The organism is Sphingopyxis sp. OPL5 (genome assembly GCF_003797775.2).
In the GTDB taxonomy this organism is placed as follows: domain Bacteria; phylum Pseudomonadota; class Alphaproteobacteria; order Sphingomonadales; family Sphingomonadaceae; genus Sphingopyxis.
This window is the reverse complement of the sequence record NZ_CP060725.1, coordinates 1654245-1674545: the sequence shown is the minus strand read 5'-3', so window position 1 is coordinate 1674545 and position 20301 is coordinate 1654245. Positions and strand designations below refer to the sequence as shown.

The 20301-nt window shown below is 68.0% G+C and carries 21 protein-coding genes and 1 tRNA gene; 8 read left to right on the top strand and 14 right to left on the bottom strand.

The features are described 5' to 3' along the window. Positions 1-79: 79 nt before the first annotated feature. Positions 80-1612 (bottom strand): class I adenylate-forming enzyme family protein, encoded by a 1533-nt coding sequence (locus EEB18_RS08080; RefSeq protein WP_187139134.1) that lies wholly within the window; start codon positions 1610-1612, stop codon positions 80-82. Positions 1613-1700: 88 nt separating this feature from the next. Between EEB18_RS08080 and EEB18_RS22675 the strand changes: the two genes are divergently transcribed. The 5 genes from EEB18_RS22675 (at position 1701) to EEB18_RS08055 (ending at position 6089) form a co-directional block, all read left to right on the top strand. Continuing rightward, positions 1701-2426 carry a response regulator transcription factor gene (locus EEB18_RS22675; protein WP_262408163.1) on the top strand — a complete coding sequence of 242 codons (726 nt, stop codon included), beginning with the start codon at positions 1701-1703 and terminating at the stop codon, positions 2424-2426. Positions 2427-2579: 153 nt separating this feature from the next. Beyond that, positions 2580-4103, top strand: coding sequence for an acyl-CoA synthetase (locus EEB18_RS08070; protein ID WP_187139133.1), 1524 nt, complete (start codon positions 2580-2582; stop codon positions 4101-4103). 56 nt (positions 4104-4159) lie between these two features. Continuing rightward, positions 4160-4639 carry a hypothetical protein gene (locus EEB18_RS08065; RefSeq protein ID WP_187139132.1) on the top strand — a complete coding sequence of 160 codons (480 nt, stop codon included), beginning with the start codon at positions 4160-4162 and terminating at the stop codon, positions 4637-4639. Positions 4640-4659: 20 nt separating this feature from the next. After that, complete coding sequence (locus tag EEB18_RS08060; RefSeq protein ID WP_187139131.1) at positions 4660-5289, top strand: 2-hydroxychromene-2-carboxylate isomerase; 630 nt, start codon at positions 4660-4662, stop codon at positions 5287-5289. Continuing rightward, complete coding sequence (locus EEB18_RS08055) at positions 5286-6089, top strand: crotonase/enoyl-CoA hydratase family protein (protein ID WP_187139130.1); 804 nt, start codon at positions 5286-5288, stop codon at positions 6087-6089. The genes EEB18_RS08060 and EEB18_RS08055 overlap by 4 nt, the downstream gene beginning before the upstream one ends. 158 nt (positions 6090-6247) lie before the next feature. On the opposite strand, the gene EEB18_RS08050 is transcribed toward EEB18_RS08055, so the two are convergent. From EEB18_RS08050 to EEB18_RS08025, 6 genes are read right to left on the bottom strand one after another with little or no spacing between them, the layout of a single operon-like run. Further along, positions 6248-6937 carry an ATP12 family chaperone protein gene (locus EEB18_RS08050; protein ID WP_187139129.1) on the bottom strand — a complete coding sequence of 230 codons (690 nt, stop codon included), beginning with the start codon at positions 6935-6937 and terminating at the stop codon, positions 6248-6250. After that, complete coding sequence (locus EEB18_RS08045) at positions 6934-7170, bottom strand: hypothetical protein (protein ID WP_056344294.1); 237 nt, start codon at positions 7168-7170, stop codon at positions 6934-6936. Before EEB18_RS08045 ends, EEB18_RS08050 begins: the two co-directional genes overlap by 4 nt. After that, a complete protein-coding gene (locus EEB18_RS08040) occupies positions 7167-7787 on the bottom strand; it encodes an FMN-binding negative transcriptional regulator (protein ID WP_187139128.1) in 621 nt (206 codons plus the stop codon). Before EEB18_RS08040 ends, EEB18_RS08045 begins: the two co-directional genes overlap by 4 nt. Continuing rightward, the gene (locus tag EEB18_RS08035) at positions 7787-9004 is read right to left on the bottom strand and encodes an RluA family pseudouridine synthase (RefSeq protein WP_187139127.1); all 1218 of its coding nucleotides are present in this window, start codon (positions 9002-9004) and stop codon (positions 7787-7789) included. The genes EEB18_RS08040 and EEB18_RS08035 overlap by 1 nt, the downstream gene beginning before the upstream one ends. Next, positions 9001-9378, bottom strand: a complete 378-nt coding sequence (gene crcB, locus EEB18_RS08030) for a fluoride efflux transporter CrcB (RefSeq protein ID WP_056344289.1) — start codon at positions 9376-9378, stop codon at positions 9001-9003. The genes EEB18_RS08035 and crcB overlap by 4 nt, the downstream gene beginning before the upstream one ends. A 46-nt stretch (positions 9379-9424) precedes the next feature. Then, positions 9425-10012, bottom strand: coding sequence for a thermonuclease family protein (locus tag EEB18_RS08025; RefSeq protein ID WP_187139126.1), 588 nt, complete (start codon positions 10010-10012; stop codon positions 9425-9427). Between the two features lie 239 nt (positions 10013-10251). Between EEB18_RS08025 and EEB18_RS08020 the strand changes: the two genes are divergently transcribed. Beyond that, the gene (locus tag EEB18_RS08020; RefSeq protein ID WP_187139125.1) at positions 10252-11286 is read left to right on the top strand and encodes a winged helix DNA-binding protein; all 1035 of its coding nucleotides are present in this window, start codon (positions 10252-10254) and stop codon (positions 11284-11286) included. Here EEB18_RS08020 and EEB18_RS08015 read toward each other — a convergent pair. Then, positions 11262-12512 carry a hypothetical protein gene (locus tag EEB18_RS08015; protein ID WP_187139124.1) on the bottom strand — a complete coding sequence of 417 codons (1251 nt, stop codon included), beginning with the start codon at positions 12510-12512 and terminating at the stop codon, positions 11262-11264. The two genes, EEB18_RS08020 and EEB18_RS08015, sit on opposite strands and share 25 nt — an antisense overlap. A gap of 160 nt (positions 12513-12672) precedes the next feature. Here EEB18_RS08015 and EEB18_RS08010 point away from each other — a divergent pair. Continuing rightward, positions 12673-12748 (top strand) — tRNA-Val (locus tag EEB18_RS08010). Positions 12749-12867: 119 nt separating this feature from the next. Here EEB18_RS08010 and EEB18_RS08005 read toward each other — a convergent pair. Both EEB18_RS08005 and EEB18_RS08000 read right to left on the bottom strand, forming a co-directional pair. Next, positions 12868-13839, bottom strand: a complete 972-nt coding sequence (locus EEB18_RS08005) for a quinone oxidoreductase family protein (protein WP_187139123.1) — start codon at positions 13837-13839, stop codon at positions 12868-12870. Positions 13840-13908: 69 nt separating this feature from the next. After that, the gene (locus EEB18_RS08000) at positions 13909-15636 is read right to left on the bottom strand and encodes an N-acyl-D-amino-acid deacylase family protein (protein WP_187139122.1); all 1728 of its coding nucleotides are present in this window, start codon (positions 15634-15636) and stop codon (positions 13909-13911) included. Positions 15637-15735: 99 nt separating this feature from the next. Between EEB18_RS08000 and EEB18_RS07995 the strand changes: the two genes are divergently transcribed. Next, a complete protein-coding gene (locus EEB18_RS07995) occupies positions 15736-16416 on the top strand; it encodes a Crp/Fnr family transcriptional regulator (RefSeq protein WP_187139121.1) in 681 nt (226 codons plus the stop codon). Positions 16417-16428: 12 nt separating this feature from the next. Here EEB18_RS07995 and EEB18_RS07990 read toward each other — a convergent pair whose 3' ends face one another. The 4 genes from EEB18_RS07990 to EEB18_RS07975 are packed head-to-tail and all read right to left on the bottom strand — an operon-like array spanning position 16429 to position 20283. Beyond that, positions 16429-17613 carry a DUF1214 domain-containing protein gene (locus EEB18_RS07990; protein WP_187139120.1) on the bottom strand — a complete coding sequence of 395 codons (1185 nt, stop codon included), beginning with the start codon at positions 17611-17613 and terminating at the stop codon, positions 16429-16431. A 17-nt stretch (positions 17614-17630) separates the two neighbouring features. Next, positions 17631-18110: a VOC family protein gene (locus tag EEB18_RS07985; protein WP_187139119.1), complete on the bottom strand. Its 480-nt coding sequence runs from the start codon at positions 18108-18110 to the stop codon at positions 17631-17633. A 2-nt stretch (positions 18111-18112) separates the two neighbouring features. After that, positions 18113-19270 (bottom strand): sulfotransferase family protein, encoded by a 1158-nt coding sequence (locus tag EEB18_RS07980; RefSeq protein WP_187139118.1) that lies wholly within the window; start codon positions 19268-19270, stop codon positions 18113-18115. Next, positions 19267-20283, bottom strand: coding sequence for an alcohol dehydrogenase catalytic domain-containing protein (locus EEB18_RS07975; RefSeq protein ID WP_187139117.1), 1017 nt, complete (start codon positions 20281-20283; stop codon positions 19267-19269). The genes EEB18_RS07980 and EEB18_RS07975 overlap by 4 nt, the downstream gene beginning before the upstream one ends. Positions 20284-20301 lie beyond the last annotated feature (18 nt).

Below are 20301 nucleotides of genomic sequence, written 5' to 3'. Positions count from 1 at the left end.
GCATCGGCAGGCTTCGACCTCAAGCGGGACCCCGGATCTAGTCCGGGGTGACGAGACAAGAGAGGGCGACTCTCGGTCGTTACCGGGCGTAACGGTCGCGCAGTTCGCGCTTCAGCACCTTGCCGATCGGGCTGCGCGGCAGTTCGTCGACCACGGTGATCGCGCTGATCCGCTGGGTCTTGCCGACCTTGGCGTTGCAGTCGGCGCGCACGCTCTCGGCGTCGGCGCCGTCCTTCAGCACCACGAACGCCACCGGCGTCTCGCCCCATTCCTCGCTCGGCATGCCGACCACCGCCGCCTCGACGACCCGGTCGTCGGCGAGCAAAATGCCCTCGAGGTCGCTCGGGAAGATGTTGAAGCCGCCCGAGATGATCATGTCCTTGGCGCGGTCCATCAGGGTCAGGAAGCCGTCCTCGTCGATCCGCCCGATGTCGCCGTGGCGATAGAAGAGGTTCCCGTCGGCATCGTGCCAGTGCATCGCCTTGGTCGCGTCGGGGCGGTTGTTGTACCCGGTCATCATCGCCGGCGAGCGCCCGACGACTTCGCCGACCGAACCCTGCGGCAGTTCGTTGCCGTCCTCGTCGATTACCTTGGCGATATGGCCCGGTGCCGGGCGGCCGACGGTGTGCAGTTTGTCGGGGAAATGATGCGCCTCGAGGATGAACGAGGCGCCGCCCTCGGTCATGCCATAGATTTCGACGAGGCCGCCGGGCCAGCGCTTCAGCACATCGGCCTTCAGAGTCGCGGCGAAGGGCGCCGAGGTGCAATATTTCATCACGAAGCTGTCGAGGTCGAAGCTGTCGAAATCCTCGAGCGCCATGATGCGGCGATATTGCACCGGCACCAGCATGGTGTTCGTCGCGCGCTCGCGGCTCGCGAGTTCGAGGAAGCCGCGCGCGTCGAATTTCTTCATCAGCACGACCTGGCCGCCCGACCCGACGGTGGGCAGGAAGCTCGCCATCGTGGTGTTCGAATAGAGCGGGGTCGACAGGATCGTCACCGCGTCGCGGCCATAGGCGGGGGCGCCGCGCTGGATATGCTGCCAGCGCATCGCATGGCTGTGGACGATGCCCTTCGGCGTGCCCGTCGTCCCTGACGAATAGATGATGTTGAAGCCATCGTCGGCACCGATATCGACCGGCGCCGGTTTCGCGCCCGCGAGCCCCAGCCAGGCGTCCATCGGGGTGCCGACGTCGCTGCCGTCGATCGCGATGCGGTCGCTCGCGGTGACGACCCGGCCCTCCAAGCTCGCCGAAGCGGCGCTGTCGAGGAACAGGTGGCGCGCGCCGGTGTCGGCGATCATCGCCGCCATCTGTTCGCCCGTCGCGCTGTTGGTGATGAGGCCCGCGACCCCGCCGGCGCGCAGCGTGCCCAGGATCGCCGCCATCTGCTCGACGCTGTTCAGCCCGGCGACCGCGGTGCGATCGCCTTTCGCGAAGCCGTCCTGCTGCAGCCGCGCCGCGATGCGATCGACCAATGCGTCCAGTTCGGACCAGCTCAGGCGCCGAATCGGATCGGCCGCGGCTATCGCATCGGGGCGTTCGGCGGCGTGGGCGCGGATCAGGTCGGGCAGGGTGGCGAAGTCGCCGGCGAGCATTTCGGGTGCGGTCATGAAGCGGTTCGTTAGCACAGCGGTGGCACGGTGCAACGGAGCGAAAAGGGGACCGATCGAAATGATGTGACGCGCGGGGGAGGGGCGATTGGAGCAAAGCGACCGTCGCGCCGCGACCGGCCCCCCGCCGCTGATCGGCGTCCACCATGCGATCGCGGCGCGCGCACACCGGCTTGCCTGCGCGCTCGAGGCCGGCGGATTTCGCGCCATGTGCCTGCCGCCGCTCGCCGGCGGTGGCCGCGTCTGGCGCGATGGCTGTTTCGACCTGCTCGCCGTCGATCCCTTCGCCGAGTCGCACGATCCTGCCGGTCTCGTCGGCCTCGCGCGCGCGATCGCGGCGCGGCGGCCCTTGCTGATCCTGTCCGATCGCGACAGCCGCGCCGACCGGATGCTCGCGCTCGCTGCCGGGGCCGACGATGCGGTCGGCTGGGTCGACGATCCGGCCGAGGTCGTCGCGCGAATCGCCGGGCTGGTCCGGCGGAGCCGGATGGCCGCGGGACAACTGGGCGGGGGCGAACTGCGGATCGACCTGATCGACCGCCGGGTCGAGCGCGCGGGACGCGAGATCCGCCTGCCGCTGCGCGAATTCGACCTGCTCGCCAACCTCGCGCGCGCGCCCGACCGGCCGGTGTCGCGCGTCGCGCTGCTCAGGGCGGTATGGCGCATCGATTTCGATCCCGGCACCAACCGGGTCGAGGTGCATATGTCGCGGCTGCGCGCCAAGGTCGACCGCGGCTTCGCCTGGCCGATGCTATGCACCGTCAAGGGACAGGGCTATGCGCTCCGCTCGCGGCCCGAGGATCCCCCGTTCTGAAAACGGGGCGGTCATTTGACTCATTTGCTGCCGCGATTTGACCGATCCTGCGCTTCGTAGCGCTGCCGTGCCGCCGTCGCTTGACCAAAAGTTTCAGCTTGCTACTGACTTCGGACATAAAGAAACCAATGATCCCTGCTGGAGAGGTCCCCGATGCATCCGTCCGTCCGCGCGCGCAGCAACCCCGACAAGCCCGCGATCATCGTCGCCGAAACCGGTGCGACGATCAGCTATGGCGAGCTCGATGCCGCGTCGAATCGCGTCGCGCAGCTGTTTCGCGCGCATGGCCTGGGGCATGACGATGTCGTCGCCTATATGCTCGACAACACGCCCGACTATTATGGGCTGACCTGGGGCGCGCAGCGCGCGGGGCTGCGCTACGTCTGCATCTCGTCGCGGCTGACGCAGGACGAGACCGACTATATCCTCGAAAATTCGGGCGCGAAGTTGCTCGTCGTTTCGGCGAGCCTCGCGGGCGCCGCGCAGCAGCTGACGACGCAAATCGAGCGGTTCGCGATGGGCGGCACCATCCCCGGCTACGCGAATTGGGAAGAGGCCGTCGCCGCGATGCCCGCGACGCCGGTCGCCGACGAGCGCGCCGGGGTCGACATGCTCTATTCGTCGGGGACCACCGGCCGGCCCAAGGGGGTGCGCGTGCCGCTGCCCGAGGATCCGGCGATCGACGCGACGAACAGCCTGGTGATGCTGGCGGCGGCGGTGTTCCAGATGAACGCCGACAGCGTCTATCTGTCGCCGGCGCCGCTCTATCACGCCGCGCCGCTGCGCTGGTCGATGACCGTCCACCGTCTCGGCGGCACCGTCGTGCTGATGAAGAAGTTCGATCCCGAGGCGGCGCTGTCGTTCATCGAAAAATATCGCGTCAATTCGAGCCAGTGGGTGCCGACCCATTTCGTGCGCATGCTCAAGCTGCCCGACGAGACCCGCGCGCGCTACGACGTGTCGTCGATGAAGGTCGCGATCCACGCCGCGGCGCCGTGCCCGGTGCCGGTCAAGCAGGCGATGATCGAATGGTGGGGTCCGGTCCTCTTCGAATATTATGCGGGATCGGAGGGCAATGGCATGACCTTCATCTCCAGCGCCGACTGGCTGACCCACAAGGGCAGTGTCGGTCGCCCGATCCTCGGCGCGGTGCACGTCATGGGCGAGGACAATGAAACCGAGCTCGGCCCGAACGAAGAAGGCTGCGTTTTCTTCGAGAGCGAAAATGTCTTCGAATATCATGGGGATAATGAGAAGACCGCGTCGAGCCGCAACTCGAAGGGCTGGTCGACCCTCGGCGATGTGGGCAAGGTTGACGAAGAAGGCTTCCTCTACCTCACCGACCGCAAGAGCTTCATGATCATCACCGGCGGCGTGAACGTCTATCCGCAGGAGATCGAGAATCATCTCGTCACCCATCCCGCGGTCGCCGACGTCGCGGTCGTGGGCGGCCCGCACGACGATTTCGGCGAGGAAGTGATCGCGGTGATCCAGCCGGCGAACATGGCCGACGCCGGCGACGCGCTGCGCGACGATTTGATCGCCTATTGCCGCGAAAAGCTGTCGGGCGTCAAAGTCCCGCGCCGCATCGATTTCATGGAAACGCTGCCGCGCCACGACACCGGCAAGCTATACAAGCGCCTGCTCCGCGACCAATATTGGGCGCGGGCAAACTGACCGCGCGAGTCGGCGGCGGACCGACAGGCCGCCGCCCCGATGTTGGAGGCTGACTTATGAACAAGGCGATGATGACGGCGGCGATGATAGTCGCCGTGGGACTGGCAGGATGCGGCAAGAAGGACGCGCCGCCGGCCGACCAGACAGCCGACCCGGCCGCGACCGCGGCAACCGCCGCCCCCGTGGCGGCGCCCGCGGCGATCCCGATCGATCCCGCGAAACCCAACGCCTGCAACAAGCTGGCCGACGTCAAGCTGGCGGCGACGATCGATGCCGCGACCAAGACGCTCAAGATCAGCGGCACCGCCAATGCGCCGGTCGCGGGCTATGCGACCGCGCTGCAGGCCGGCCCGCTCGACAAGATGAACCCGCCGAACCAGGTCGTGCTGCTGCGCGCGAATGCGCCCGACGGCGCGACGCCGCAGGTGGTGACGAAGGTAGACCTCAGCCTCGACATCCCGAACGCGCTGCCCGCCTATAAGTCGGTGCGGATCGCCTGTCCGGGCGTGCCCGACATCGAACTCAAGGTCGGCTGAACCATGCAGGGAGGTCCAGGGTGAAAGAACGCGTCGAATTCTTCTTTGACCTGTCCTCGCCCTGGACCTGTCTCGCTTTCCACAATTTGCCGGGCGTGCTCGAACGGGCCGGGGCGAGCGCGCGTTACCGCCCGATCCTGGTCGGCGGGGTGTTCAACGCGGTGAACCCCGCAGTCTATGCGGCGCGCGAACAGGCCGACAACCGGCGGCTGCAGCACAGCTGGAAGGTGCTGAAGGACTGGGCGCGGCTCGCGGGCGTGCCGATGAATTTCCCGTCGCAATGGCATCCGGCGAAGAGCATCGCGGCGATGCGTTTCTGTTGCGCGCTCGAGGACGATCAGGCGGCGCTCGTCGGTTTCGCGCGCGCCGCCTTCGCGAGCTATTTCGACCGGCAGGAGAATCTCGACGATGTCGCGGTGCTGACCGCGGTCGCCGATGCCGAGGGGCTGGATGGCGCGGCGCTCGCGGCGGCGGCGGGCAGCGATGCGGTCAAGGCGCGGCTGCGGACCAATACCGAGGAAGTGATCGCGCGCGGCGGCTATGGCTCGCCGACGATCTTCGTCGATCGCGACGACATGTATTTCGGAAACGACCAACTGCCGCTCGTCGCAGCGGCGCTCAAGCGAAGAAGCCAGGGGAAGCCTGAATGAAAGACCGCATTTCGATCACCATGCTGGAAGGTGGCATCGCCGATGTCCGGCTGATCCGCGCCGACAAGATGAACGCGCTCGACGCGGCGATGTGGGCGGCGCTGGCGGAGGCGATCGACCAGCTGAAGGCCACCGCGGGCCTCCGCGTCGTCGTGCTGTCGGGCGAGGGCCGCGCCTTCTGCGCCGGGCTCGACCTGTCGAGCCTCAGCGCCGACCGCGACCCGGGCGCGAGCAGCGCGGGCGGCACGCTGTCCGACCGCACCCGCGGGGTTTCGAATAACGCCCAATATGCGGCGTGGGGCTGGCGCGAGCTGCCGGTGCCGGTGATCGCGGCGGTGCACGGCGTTGCGTTCGGCGCAGGCAGCCAGATCATGGCCGCCGCCGACATCCGCATCGTCCATCCCGACACGCGCATCGCGATCATGGAAATGCGCTGGGGCCTCGTCCCCGACGTTGCCGGCATGGCGCTGTGGCGCACCCAGGTTGCCGACGATGTGCTGCGCGAGATGATCTATACCAACCGCGAATTCAACGGGTCGGAGGCGAAGCTGCTGGGTTTCGCGACGCATGTCTCGGACGACCCGCTGGCGAAGGCGATGGACCTCGCGGCGGTGATCGCGAACAAGAATCCGCACGCGATCCGCGGCGCCAAGCGGCTGTGCAACATGCTCGCCGACGCAAGCGACGCGGAGATTTTGCAGGCCGAGAGCGATGAGCAGGTGCTGGTGATCCGCACCCCGAACCAGATCGAGGCGGTGATGGCGGGCATGGAAAAGCGGGCGCCGAATTTCGCGGACTGAAAAATCCTCCCTGTGGCGAAGCCATGGGGAGGGGGACCGCCCGCAAAGCGGGTGGTGGAGGGGCAATGCAGCCGCAAACCGGCGTTTATGGCGTCGGCCCCTCCGTCAGCGCTCCGCGCTGCCACCTCCCCATCGCTTCGCGACAGGGAGGATCGAAATCAAAGCAATCCCAAAAACCGCACCGCATTGTCCCAGTCGCGCTTGTGCGCCGCGCGTTGCGCCTGCGCCAGCGCATCGGCGCCCCAGCGCCGCTCCTGATAATGCTCGTCGAGGCTGACCGCCGACCACAAATCCTCGGGATCGAACGCCCCCTCGACCATTGCAAGCCCCGCGACCAGCGATCCACCGATGGTCACCAGCGGGGTCAGCGCCGTCATCCGCCACGGATCGAGCGCCAGCACCGCCGCGCGCAACGCCGTCACCGTCGCGGGCGGCTGGTCGATCGGCAAAATGCCCCGCGTAATCTCGAACTCGACCCCGTATCGCGCCTCGGTCCAGGCCAGCAGCGGGTTCCATGCCGCCGCCTGTTCAGCCTGCAGCAAGGCGTCGCGGTCGTCGCGATAACAGAAGAGGTCGGTCGCGGCATATGCGGCGACGGGTTCGGCAAAGACGGCGGGGTCCGGCATCGCCAGATCGATCGCCGCGTTGGCGAGGCCGGTCAGCGGCATGCCCGCGGGATTGATGGTCTCGCCCTGTGCCTGCCATTCGGCGGCGATCGTCTCGGCAAGCGCCGGGTTCGCGACCGCGAGCGGTGCGCGCTGCGGGGTCCGCACCGGGCGCCCGTCGAGCGCGATGCCCCAGCCGCCGCCGGTTTCGACGACGCTGGCCTCTTTCCAGAAACGCTTCATAGCTCTTTGGGCGTCCGCCAGCGGCGCGCGAGCAGCAGCGGAAAAACCGCAAAATCGAACGCGCCCATCAGCACCACCGCGATGCCGATATAGCGGTCGGTCGGTTGTCCCGCCAGGTCCCAGCGCCCCGCGACGAGCAGAAAGCCCGCCATGATGAGCAGCGCGCCGATGATGCGCATCAGGTTGATCGCGAAATAGCGTTTCTTGGCGAGCGCTTCGTCGGCGGCGGTCATCGTCTTTCTCCTCGACCAGCGAGCTGGTCCATCAAATGGGCGAGCGCGCCATGGCCCTGCGCTTGCAGTGCGCCCGCCACCCGCGTGCGTTCGTCGGCGGGCTTGTTCTGCGATAGCTTGAGCGTCGGGCGCCACGCGGTGATGGTCATTTCGAACCCGGTGATCGCATCCGCCATCTTGCCGAAAATCGCCGGGCTCATCTTGTCGCGGGTCCACGGCGGGTCGATGCCGATGCGCCCCTCATGGTGCGCCGACAGCGTATCGAGCTGGCGGATCAGCGCCTCGCGGTCGAGTTTGCGGGCCTTGCCCTCCATCTCGACCGCGACATAATTCCAGGTCGGGACCTGGTCGGGCCCGGCGTACCAGCTCGCGCTGACATAGGCGTCGGGACCCTGCACCACCGCGAGCGCCGCGGCGCCATCGAGATGCCGGGCCAGCCCGTTGCCGCGCGACAGGTGGAATTGCAGCGTGCTGGTATCTTCGCTCAGCACCACCGGCGCGTGCGCGACGCGCGGGCCGTCGGGGGTGCTTGCGAAAATCGCGGCGAAGCCGATCTCGCGCACCAGCAGCGCGGCGAGGTCGTCGTCCTTGGGCCGAAAGGCGGGATCGGGATGCATCAGCTCGGCTTGGCGGGCCGCGCCGGGTGCTTTTTCGCGGTGGGTTTCTTGCCGACGGGTTTCGGCGTCGTCGGCTTGCCCGATTTGGCCTTGGGTTTGGGCTTCGGCTTGCCGACGAAGTCGGTCGGCTTACTGTCGGCAGTGCGCCCGCGCCGTTCGCCGCGCCGGGCCTTGCGGATTTGCTTGCTGTGCGCCTTGGCCTGCGCCTTCAGCGCCGATTTGGGCGGCGGACCTTTTTCCTGCGCGTCGATGCCGATCTGGCCGAGCAGGGTGTCGAAGCCCAGCGCGTCGAGGCTTGCGGCGAAATGGTCGGGCACCTCGGCGCTTATGTCGATCGCGCCGCCGTCGGGATGGTCGATGCGGAGGCGCCGGCTGTGCAGATGCATCTTGCGACTGATCGTCCCGGTCAGGAACGCGCCCTTGCCGCCATATTTGCCGTCGCCGACGATCGGGTGGCCGATCGCCGCCATATGGACGCGCAGCTGGTGGGTGCGCCCGGTCAGCGGTTGGAGCTCGACCCACGCCGCGCTGTTTCCGGCGCGCTCGATGACGCGGTAGCGCGTCTTCGATGGCAGGCCGTCGTCATGGACATGCATCTTCTCGCCGCCCGATCCGGGCTGTTTGGCGAGCGGCAGGTCGATCTCGCCCTGCTGGATTTCAGGAACCCCGACGATCAGCGCCCAATAGGTCTTTTTCGCGCTGCGGTTCGAAAAACTCTTGGCGAAATAGGCTGCCGCCTTTGGCGTGCGCGCGATCAGCAGCGCACCCGACGTGTCCTTGTCGAGCCGGTGTACGAGCTTCGGCCGTGTCGGTCCGTCGAATTTCAACGCGTCGAGCAGTCCGTCGACATGCTGTTCGGTCTTGGTGCCGCCCTGCGTCGCGAGTCCCGGCAGCTTGTTGAGCACCAGCGCGCTCGCGTCGCGGTGGATCAGCATGCCGGTCGCGAGTTCGACGTCGGCGTCGGTCAGCGCGCGGCCCTTGCGTGCCGGACGTGCGGCGGTCTCGACCGGCGGCGACGGCATGACGAGCGTCTGCCCGGTCGCGATGCGGTCCGACACATCGGCCTTTTTGCCGTCGAGCGTCAGCTGCCCCGACCGCGCCCAGCGCGCGAGCAGCGCGTGCGGCGTCCCGGCGCGATGGCGTTTGAACCAGCGGTCGAGCCGGATGCCGTCGTCCTCTTCGGCGATCGTTGCGCCGTCCATGTCGATCTTGCTCATGCCGGCACCTGCCGCATGACGAGCAAGCCGAGACCGCAGGCGGCGATCGCGCCGACCACCGAGGCGAGGACATAGGTGAAGGCCTGTGCGCTCTGTCCGCGTTCGAACAGCGTCCAGAACTCCATGCTGAAAGCCGAGAAGGTCGTGAAGCCGCCGAGCACGCCGACGCCGAAGAACAGGCGCGCCGCTTCGGTCCCGCCGCTGCGCGCGAGCCAGCCGATCAGCACGCCCATCAGCAGGCTGCCGGCGATATTGATCGACAGTGTCCACCAGGGGAAGCCGGGACCGAGGCGCGCGAGCATCGCGCCGCCGACGAGGTGCCGCGCGCCGGCGCCGATGGCGCCGCCGATCATCACAGGAAAAAGGCCGTTCATCCGCCCGCCCTAGCCGCAAAAGCGCGCGGCGGAAAGCCGTGCGTCGTCAGCGGTCGGCAGCCGCGGCGCCGACGGCGGTCGCGGCGCGGTCGTGCACCGCGCGCCAGTCGGCGGGCCGGTCGAAATCGCCCTGCCAGATCCCGCGCCGCGCAAGCTGCGCGGCGCCCTCGTCGGGCAGGTGGGCGTCGTCGGTGGCCACCGCCCAGCCCTGGCGGATCATTTCGGTCGCCAGATCGACGCCGTCGGGCTCGGGCCGGGTGCGGCAGGCGGCGAGGGTGCGGCCATATTTGTCGTTCGCCGCCAGCGCGCAGTGCAGCGGTCCGGACCCGGCAAGGCGCGCGAGCGCGGCGCGCGCTTCGTGCCCGCAGGCCCAGCGGCGGCCATCGGCGCGCGCGCAATCCTGGCGATATTCGACGGCGTCGAGCCCGGTCAGGCGAATCGTGCGCGCGGTGCCGTCATGCGTCACGGTGAGGCTGTCGCCGTCGATGACATGGACGAGCGGGATGGTCCGGGTCGGTGCCGGCTGCGCAAACCAGACCGCTCCCGCCATCGCCGCGAGGAGCAGCAAGGCGCCCAGCGACCGGAGGCGCCGCCGCCAGCGCAGGCGGGTGGAGAGGGAGGGGCGCGGCAGCATGGTATCGCGATCAGTGCGGGGATGGCGCGGGTCTGGCAAGCGCGAATAGGGGATTGACGAGGAGAACAAAACATGTCCAAAATGGATGTTATTCCACCCGCGCGATCCGGATCAAAGGCTGGCTATCATCGGTCAGCATCCGGATCGGCGGCACTCTGGAACGAACAAAAGGTGAATATCGCCATTTTGACGACATAAGGACGCCAAGGCGGAGACACGGCGAGGAAAGGGGCGGCACGATGGACCACAGGATCGACACGGACCCGCGGATATCGGACTTGCCGCCGGTTCGCTTCGACTCACTTGCCCCGCCGCGGTGGGATGCGCCCGCCGATGCCGACGTCGGCCCGGCGGCGGTGCTTTTCGTCGGGCCGCGGGCGATCGGCGCCGATCTGACGCGCACCGGGCGGGCGCGGGTGGTCGACCATATCCCGCCGACACGGATCGCCGCCCATCTGCGCACCATGGCGCTGCCCGATATCGTCTGGCTGATCGACGCCGAGACGATCGAAAGCGAGACGCTCGCCGAAATTTGCGATGCGGTGCTTGCGATGGAATGCGCTTTGGTGTGCGAAACCGCGCTTGGCGCGCTCGACCGCGTCGCGGCGATGGTCCCGGCGTCTATCCGCACCGAATGGCTGGTCGATGCCGATGCCGCCGACCGCCTCGTCGCGCTCGCCGCGGCCTCGCGGTCGCTGCGCACGGCGGTCCATGACATCGCGCGCGACGAGGCGATGGAACGGATCGACCGGTTGCAGGACGAGGTCGCGCGCATCGCGCGGCTGCTCGGCGACCTGTCGGGCCAGCGCGGCCTCGCCGGAACGCCGCCCGCGCTGGCGCCGCGCGAAGAGAATTTTGGCGAGTCCGGCGGCCTCGTCCGTTCGCCGGCGCGCGATTACGCCGCAGGCCCGCGCAGCTTCGAGCCCGAGGAACGCACCGTGCATCGCCAGCGCGCCAAAGCGGTGCGCCGGATGCTGCGCCAGCGCCGGATGCGCGAACAATATTTCCCCGCCGACCTGTTCGCCGATCCGGCGTGGGACATGCTGCTCGACCTGTACGCCGCGCGGCTCGAACGCCAGCCGGTGTCGGTATCGAGCCTGTGCATCGCCGCCGCGGTCCCCGCGACGACCGCGCTGCGCTGGATCAAGACGATGACCGACGCCGGGCTGTTCGTGCGCGAGGCCGATCCGCAGGATGGCCGCCGCATCTTCATCGGGCTTGCCGACGCCGCGTTCGATGCGCTGGCGCGTTATTTCGAGGCGCTGGAGGAATAGGCCTCGGCCTGCGCGATCGCTTCGGCGCATGTCTGCGGCGGGGCCGGCCGCGCCGCGGGCGGTGGCCCGGGAACCGACGATTTTATGGGCGGGGCATGGCCCACCCGCCTGGACAGCGCCTTCAGTTCGTCGCAAGGCCAGCCGCCCGGTTCGGTCGACGTCAGCAGATCGTCGAGTTCGCGCCGGGCGCGGCCGGTGTCGCCGGCGCCGTCGAGCGCATCGACGAGGCAGGTTTTCGCGCCGAAGCTGCGCCGCTCGCGCGGGATGTCGGTTACCGCCGCGGCCGCGGCGTCATAGCGCCGCTCTTCGACGAGCGCGGCGCAGGCGTGACCCGCCTCGAACCGCCCGGTGTTCGCCTTCAGATTTTTTTCGAGGAAGGCGGCATAGTCGGCCCGCCCGGCCTGGCGGAACATCTCGGCCGCCTGCGCATAGGCGCGTTCGCCGCCGCGATAGTCGCCCGCGGCGAAGCGCGACTGGCCCTGAAATTCCAGCATCTCGGCGTGCAGATATTTGCTGCCCGAACCCGCGATACGGTCGACGCCCCGCTGATAGAGTTTCGCGCTCGCGTCATAATCCTGCCGCTCGTCGAGCATCTGGCCGTAGAATTGGGTCGCATAGGCGATTTTCGTCGCATCGCCGACCGCCTCGGCGGCGCGGACCGCCAGCGGGTACCAGCGCTCGACCGACGCCAGGTTGCCGGCCGATACCGAGACTTTGAGCGCCATATAGGCCATTTCGGATTTGGCCTTCGGCTGCTTCGCCCGGCGATAGACGGCCTCGAAATCGGCGAGCGCGGGGCCATATTGTTTTTGCTGCGCGAACAACACCCCGCGGTCGGCGCGAAAGATAGTCTCGCGATCGACATGGCCCGTTCGGGTCGCGCCCTCGATCGCCTCGTCCCAGTTTTGCAGCGCGCGTTCGCCCTGGCCGTCGAGCGCCAGCGCGCGCGCCAGATAGCCCTGCGCCGACCAGCGGTCCGCCTCGGCCATGCGCCCGGCCGCGGCCTCCAGCGCCGCGATCGTGGGCTGCGCCTTGCGCTCGGCGAGCAGCGCCAGGCCTTCGCACAATTGGGGATCCTCGCTTGCCGTCCGCGGCGCGCTGCGGATCGCGTCGGCGCCGGCATGGCGATCGGCCTCGGCGAGGCACCCGGTCGCGACCGGCGTCTTCTTGGGCGCGCAGCCGGTCGCCGCCAGCATGGCCGTGCCGGCAAGCAGCAGGGCCGTCATCCTCGCGCCGTTCGACATATTCGCCCCCATCCCGCCAAAGGACCGACGTTAGGGAGAGAAGGATTATTTTCCGTTTATGCGCAAAGGCGCCTCCCGCTACCTCCGCTCGGCCGCTTGCCAGCGACGGCGGCTTATGGCAGGGGCGCGCTTCTCCGAAAGGGGGCGCTTAGCTCAGTTGGTAGAGCATCTCGTTTACACCGAGAGGGTCGGCGGTTCGAGCCCGTCAGCGCCCACCACACAGGCATCGGCGAAGACGCTTGAGCCTAGTCCGCGTTGTGCGGCGTTTCGGACATTGGCGACCGTTTCGTCGCCGCCTGTCCGCCCACGACCCAACGCGGTTGGGGAGGCCCAAAGGTCAGGGGATGAGGAGAAAGGGCCCCGCAGCCCTGTCCTCCAATGCGCGATGCGCCAGCGGCGCGTCGGTCAGCGGATAGGCGATACCGCGTTCGGCTTTCAGAATGCCCGTTTCGATCGCGCCGAAAAACATGGCGGCGATTGCGTGGAGCGTTTCGGGGGTGCGGACATGATGCGCATAGGCCGGGCGCGAGATCGTCAGGCCCTTCATCGCCAGCCGCGAGATGTCGAAGGGGGCGACGGGTCCGGACGCCTGGCCATAGTTGACGAGATGACCAAGCAGACCAAGCGATTTCAGCGACCCGTCGAACGTGTCGCGTCCGACCGCGTCATAGACGATATCGACGCCGGCGCCGCGGGTCAGGTCGAGTACGCGCTCGGCGACATCCTCCTCGCGATAGAGAATGACCTCGTCGCAGCCATAAGCCCGCGCGGCGGTCGCCTTTTCGCGCGACCCTGTCGTGCCGATGACCCGCGCGCCGATATGCGAGGCCCATTGCACGAGGAGGCGCCCGACACCCCCGGCGGCGGCGTGGACGAGGATCGTATCGCCCGCCCGCACCTGCCGGACGCGGTGCAGCAGGACGGCGGCGGTCAGCCCCTTGAGAAACATCGTGCCCGCGACCCGATCCTCGATCGGTTCGGGCAGGCGCACACATAGGTCGGCGCGTATATTGCGTTCATCGGCATAGGCGCCGTAGGAGGAATCGATATAAGCCACCCGGTCGCCAACCGAAAATCCCCGCGCCGCTTGCCCGACCGCTTCGACGACACCCACGGCCTCAAGACCGGGTATACCGGGAAGGGCGAGCGTCTTGTAGGCACCCGACCGCACATAGATGTCGTGAAAATTCACCCCGATGGCCGTCTGGCGAAGCCGCAGTTCGCCCGGTGCCAATGCGGCGATCTCGACCGGCTCGGCGCGCAGCGCGGCCGGGTCGCCATATTGTCTGAGCATGATCGCCTGCGCCATCCGCCATCCTTTTCGATCGGTTGAAGCCCCGCCTGTCGATCGGCGCTGCGGGGCTTTGGCGCCATTCTGTTACGCCGCCAGCGGGCGGGCGCCGCGCACCAGCCGTCCCGGCACGGCGCCGGTGTGCCGGCCGTGCCGATAGGTCACCACACCCGAAACGATGGTCGCGTCATAGCCATCGGCCAGCTGCCGCAGCCGCCGGCCGCCCGCCGGCAAGTCGTTCACGACCGAGGGATTGTGGAGGCGCAGCGCGGCGAAATCGATGATATTGATATCGGCCTTGGCCCCCACCGTCAGCCGACCCCGGTCGCCAAGCCCGACCATGTCGGCGGGTTCACTGGTCAGCGCGGCGATCGCGGTTTCGATCGGGATGCGCTGGTCGGGGTCGGCATCGGCGGCCCAGCGTTTGAGGAAGAAGGTGGGAAAGCTGGCATCGCAGATCATGCCATAATGGGCGCCGCCGTCGGCCAGGCCGACGACCGTGCCCGGATGCGCCAGCATGGCGTGCACCGCGTCGAGGTTTCCGTCGCGATAATTGGCGCCCGGCTGGTAGAGCAGCGCCTTGCCGTCCTGCTCGAGCAGCAAATCATAGGCATGCTCCTCGGCCGTGATGCCGAGCGCCGCGGCGCGGGTATCGATGCGGTCGGCGAGGTCGGGTTCGTAATCGGGCGCCGCGCCCATCGGATAGGCGTAACGGAACGCCTGCACCGTCTTCACCGACACCGGATTGCTGTCCTCGGGCCGTTCGGACAGCAGCTGTGCCCGGAACGCCGGATCGCGCATCGCCGCGACCTTGTCCGCCAGCGGCCGGTCGAGCAGCGGCCTGAAGCTGGGATGGAGAGAAAAGGGGTGGAAGCTGAGATCGAGCCCATAGAGCATCCCCACCGGCCGCGGCGCGACCTGGGCGCAGATCGGCAGTCCGTCGCTTCGCGCCGCCGACAGCCCGTCGAGCGACACGCGCCATTCGTCGGGGTCGCCCGTCGGCATCTGGAGCAGCGAATAGGATAGCGGCCGGCCCGATGCCTCGGCGAGCCGGCGCATCAGCGCGAACTCGTCGGCCGCGGGTCCCATGACGCGCGGGATGATCTGGTACACGCCGTCGCCCGCGTCGCGCAGGCCGTTCGCGAGCGCGATCAGCTCATCCTCTTCGGAATGGAGGCTGGGGGCCAACTCCCCCGCCTTCGTGCGGTGCATCAGGTTGCGCGAGGTGCTGACCCCCAGCGCCCCGGCATGGATCGCCTCGGTCGTCAGCGCGCGCATCTGCGCCAGATCCTCGGCGGTCGGCGGCTCATGATCGGCCGCGCGTTCGCCCATCACGAAAACGCGCAGCGCCGAATGCGGCAGTTGCGCGGCGATATCGATGTCGAGTTCGCGGGTATCGAGGACGTCGAGATATTCGGGAAAGGTTTCCCAGTTCCACGGCAGGCCCTCGGTCATCACGACCTCGGGAACATCCTCTACCCCCTCCATCACCGCGACGAGCATGTCGCGCTGGTGGGGTTTGCAGGGCGCGAAGCCGACGCCGCAATTGCCCATGACAGCGGTGGTCACGCCATGGTTGGACGAGGGCGCGAGGCGGTTTTCCCAAAGCGCCTGCCCGTCATAATGGGTGTGGACATCGACGAAGCCCGGGGTAACGATTCGCCCCGCCGCCTTGATCTCTTCGCGCCCCTTGCCCTCGATCTGGCCGATCGCGACGATGCGCCCGTCCTTGACCGCAAGGTCCGCCGCCTCGCCGCGATGGCCGAGTCCGTCGAATATCGTTCCGCCGCGAATCACCAGGTCATAATCGGCCATCTTGGTTCCCATCCTGCTTGTCGCCCGACGATAGCAACGCGCCGCGAAGAAAAATGTCGTCTTGTTGACAATCTGCGGCGCGCGATCCAGCGTCGCGACATGGCATCCGATCTGGCCGACATTCTTGCCGCCGACAGCTGGTTCGGGGGCCTGCCGGCCGAGCAGCGTCACGGGTTGCAGGCGCGGGCGCGGGCGCACGACTTGCGCGATGGCGTCCACATCTATCGCATCGGCGACCCGCCGAACGGATTGCATGTCGTGGTCGAGGGTCAGGTGCGGCTGGTCAGCTATCCGGCGGCGGGGCAGGAACTGGTCAACATGATCGTCAAACCCGGCCGCTGGTTCGGCGAGCTTTCGGTGATCGACGGCAAGGAGCGGCCGCACGACGCGATCGCGGCGGGCGCCGTACGCCTGTTGACGGTGCCGATGGCCGCGATCGCCGAGCTGACGGCAGCGATGCCCGACCTGTGGCGCGGCTTGGCGCTGCTCAACTGCGCGCACCACCGGCTCGGCATGCGCGAGGCGGGGCGTGTCCGCGCGCTGCCGGCGCTCGCCCGGCTCGCGGTCTTTCTGGCTGGTGGCGCCGGCAGCGCACCCGATCGTCCGCTCCGCGCGACGCAGGACGATCTGGCGCGGATCGTCGGGGTGTCGCGCCAGCATATGAACGGGCTGCTGCGCCTGCTCGCGGACCGCGGGCTAATCTCGACGGGCTATGGCGGCGTCACAATCGGCGACCGCGCGGGCCTTCTCGCGCTGGCCGATCGGGAGGAACTGGGCTGAGCCGGCACACCATCACCATTTGCGCCGCCATTGCGCGCCGCGGAAGCGGGCGCGCAGGCTTTCGCGGCGCGCCTCATGGTCGATATGCGGGGTGTCGGCGGGCAGGTGATCGCGCAGCTCGGCCAGCTTGACGCGTTTCAGCCGCGGCGTCGGCGCCGAACTCGCCTGATACCAGCGGCCCTGCACGACGCCCTTGTACCGGCCCGCGGTGTCGAGCCAGTTGGGAACCCCCGGATCGTCGACCGATATCACCGCGCGGAACAGCCCGTCACCGTCGCGCTGCGCCTGGAACCCGTTGAGGCTCGACTGGCATTTGTCCCAGTCGATGGTGTTGAACAGCTGATCGGCGAGCAGGACCGACCAATAGCGCACCTGGTCGGGCACTTCGGTTTCGAGGATCAGCGCCTCGCCTTCGGAAAATTCGAACAATCCTTCATAATAGGTCTGCTCGGCCAGCCCGCCGATATCGGACCATGTGTTGAGGACGACGCTGTTCACCGGATGCTGGCTCAGCGTCTTGACGAAGTGGACGAACAGCTGGGCATAGCGTTCGGGAAACCCCGCGAGCCGTTCCATCCGGTACGCGACCTCGTCGATCGTCGGGCGGCCGAAGCCGCCGACATCGTCGAGCCGCTCGATCGCGATGCGGCTGTCGACCTCATTCTCCCAGTCGTAGCTCGCCTCGCGGATGCCGATCGTGCGCGCGTTCGCCGGCAGTTCGTACCAGTCGCCGTCGTAGTTCGCGGGGCGCTCGGCGCTGAGGATCACCGAGAAGCGGCCATCCGCGTCGAGCGTCAGCGTGTCGGCATCGATATGCCCGACCGACGGTCCCGGCTTGTCGTCGACCCCGATATAGCCCGACCCGATGCCGATATGGACGAACAAGGTCGTGCCGCGCCAGCCCGACAGGCGATAGCGGCCATGGCCCTCGACGAAGGTCGATCGATACATATAGTCGGGATTGGGCGCCGCCGATTTGATCACCGGATTGAGGAAGCTGTAGAACCCGGGGACGCGCGCGTCCTGCGCCATGATCGGCGCATAGCCCTGCGACAGGCTCATCGCCATCTGCTGGATCGCCTCCTGCTTCAGCCAGGGATCGCCGGGGTCGATCATATGCTGAAGGCTGCGATCGATGCCGGAAATCAGGTCGATGAAACGTGCCCATTCCATCGGGACGGCGGGTCCGGTCGTCATTACGTTCTTCCTCCCGGTCAATTGCGCGGAATGCGCGCGAAGAATTGCTCGCCCGCCGGTTTCAGATTGATCAGCTCGTAATAATGGCCGAGCTGCGCGGTGGTGTCGGCGTAGTGAAAGTCGAGATTGTCGCCGAAACTGCCGCTGTGCGCGGCCGAGAAGCCCGCGGCGTCCATCTGCGCAATCGCCGAGCGATATGCCTCGTCGCCGAAGACGAGGAAGCCGAGGTGATGGAGGCGGCTGCCGTCTTCGGCCTCCGGAATCCAGTCGCGAAAGAGGGTCTCGGCATCGGGGTCGGGCTCGATCAACTCGATCATAACATCGCCGGCATAGGCGTTGCCGATGAAGCGCGTGCCGTGCCCGGGACCGAGCAGCGCCGCCATGTCCATGACGTCCCATTCGGCGATCCCGAAGTCGCGGGCAAAGCGCGCGCGCGCGGCCTCCAGATTGCGGACGACATAGGCGATCTGGAAATGTTTCTGGAAAAGGACGGTCATGGTCAGGCTCCTGCGGCGGCGGGGTGCTTCAGGTCGAAGCGCGCGATGTAATCGGTAAACAGCGGGGTCACGGCGCTCGACTCGACCGGGGTGTAGCGGTGCGTCGAACGGGCTTCGGGCGGGTTGGCGGTGGCCCAGCCGCGAAAGCGGGTCTCGGCGTCGGGCGACAGCAGAAGGCCGAACTTGCCATAGATGCGCCGGACGACGTCCAGCGGATCGTTCCGGATGTCTTCCTGCCGAATGTGGATGAAGCGGTCGGGCGCGCGGTCCGCGGCGGCCATGCTGCGCCGGGCGCCCTCCGCCCAGAAGCTCGCCTCGCGGGCGAGCAGGCGATCGCGATCGACCGGGGTATCTGTCATCAGGTCGCGAATGCCGCCGAGCAGGCTCATCAGCGAGGCGATCGACGTTGCGGGGTGGCGGTGCGTCTGGACGATGCAGGCGTCTGGAAAGGCCGCCAACAGCGCGTCGATGCCAAAGACATGGCTGGGATTCTTGAGCAGCCAGCGCCGCCGGTCGCCGAGTCCGACCAGCTTCAACACCTCCTTGTAACGCAGAAAGGAGGGCGTCTCGTCGGCGGCGCGGAACCAGGCGTCATAGGCGGGCGCGTCGATGTTGGAGGCGAACCAGTTGCAGACAAAGCTTTGCGCCATCGGCATCAGACATTCGTCGACCTCGCCGGCTTCGGTCGAGTGGGCGGCCATGATCTTTGGGGCCATCGCCCGCATCGCGGCGATGCGCGCGACGCTGGCCCGATAGGCGGGATGCGCGTCCCATTCAGCGCGCGGGGGGCGAACCATCGGGTTGCCCGTCAGCCAGCGCTCGAAACCCTGAAATTGCGGGTCCATGCTGAGCAGCTGGTGCAGCGCGGTCGTCCCGGTACGCGGCAGGCCGATGACGATCAACGGCCGCTCGATCGGCTCGGCGGCATAGGCCGGATTCGCTGCCCAGCCCGCCTGCGTCACCAGCCGGCCGGTGAGCGCCCCGGTAATCACCCCGGTCGCGGAGGCTTCGGTCGCGGGACCCGCGGGCGGATGTTCGTCGATCGCGTCGAGCAGCACGCGCATGGCGTCATGATAGGCGGTGTCGCCGAAATCATCATATCCCGTCGCGATTGTCGCGCCTTCGTGCAGCGCGTCGAAGCGGCCTTTCCAGCGCGTCATCGGCCAAGCCACGGATCGATGAGGAGCTTGCCGCCGCCGCCGGTCCCGGCGCGCAGGCGTTCGAAGGCGGCGGGGGCGTCGGCGAGCGCCACGGTCTCGGTCACCATCGCCCGCGCGCGGTCGCCGTCGGCATCGAGCGCCGCGGCGCATTCGGCATAATCCTCGCGCGTGTAGATCAGCGAGAAGCGCAGGTTGACGTCCTTCATCAGCGCCATGCCCGGCACGAACTGGTCGGGCACCATGCAGAAACCGAGCGAGACGATGCGGCCTTGCGGCCGGACCAGCGCGATCGCGCGGGCGATCGTTCCCGGCACCCCGGCGCATTCGAAGACGATGTCGGGCTTGCCGCCGAGTGCGGCGGCGATGTCCTGCGGCGCGGGGTCGCTTTCGAGGATGAACCGCTCGGCGCCCATCGCTTCGGCGAGCGCCCGGCGCCGGTCGCTGCTTGCGAGCAGCACTACCGATCGCACCCCTGCGCGGTGCAGCCAGAACAGCACCGCGAGGCCGATCGGCCCCGGACCGATGATCAGAACGCGATCGTCGGCCTTGGGGGCGGCGAGCCGGACCGCGCGGCGTCCGACGGCGAAGGGTTCGACCAGCGCGCCGTCGGCGAGCGACATCGTCCGGGGCAGGATCGTCGCGCCGCGCTCGCTGATCCGCGCATAGTCGGCAAGCCCGCCGCCGAAACCCGTCCAGCGCGAACAGAGCACGTCGATGCCGGTGCGGCAGGCTTCGCATTCGCCGCATCCGACGACGGGCAGCGCCGCGACCCGGTCGCCGACCCGCAGCCGTTCGACGCCGCGGCCGACGGCGACGACTTCACCCGCATATTCATGACCGAGTTGCGCGCCGGCGGGCAGGGTATAGCCATGGCCGCTCGTCGAATGGAGGTCGGTGCCGCACACGCCGCAGCGCGCGACCCGGATCACCGCCTCGCCTTCGCCGGGTTCGGGGTCGGGGATATCCTCGATGCTCAGTGGTTCGCCCACCGCCTTGAACAGCGCCGCTTTCATTTCATTCTCCCGAGTCCG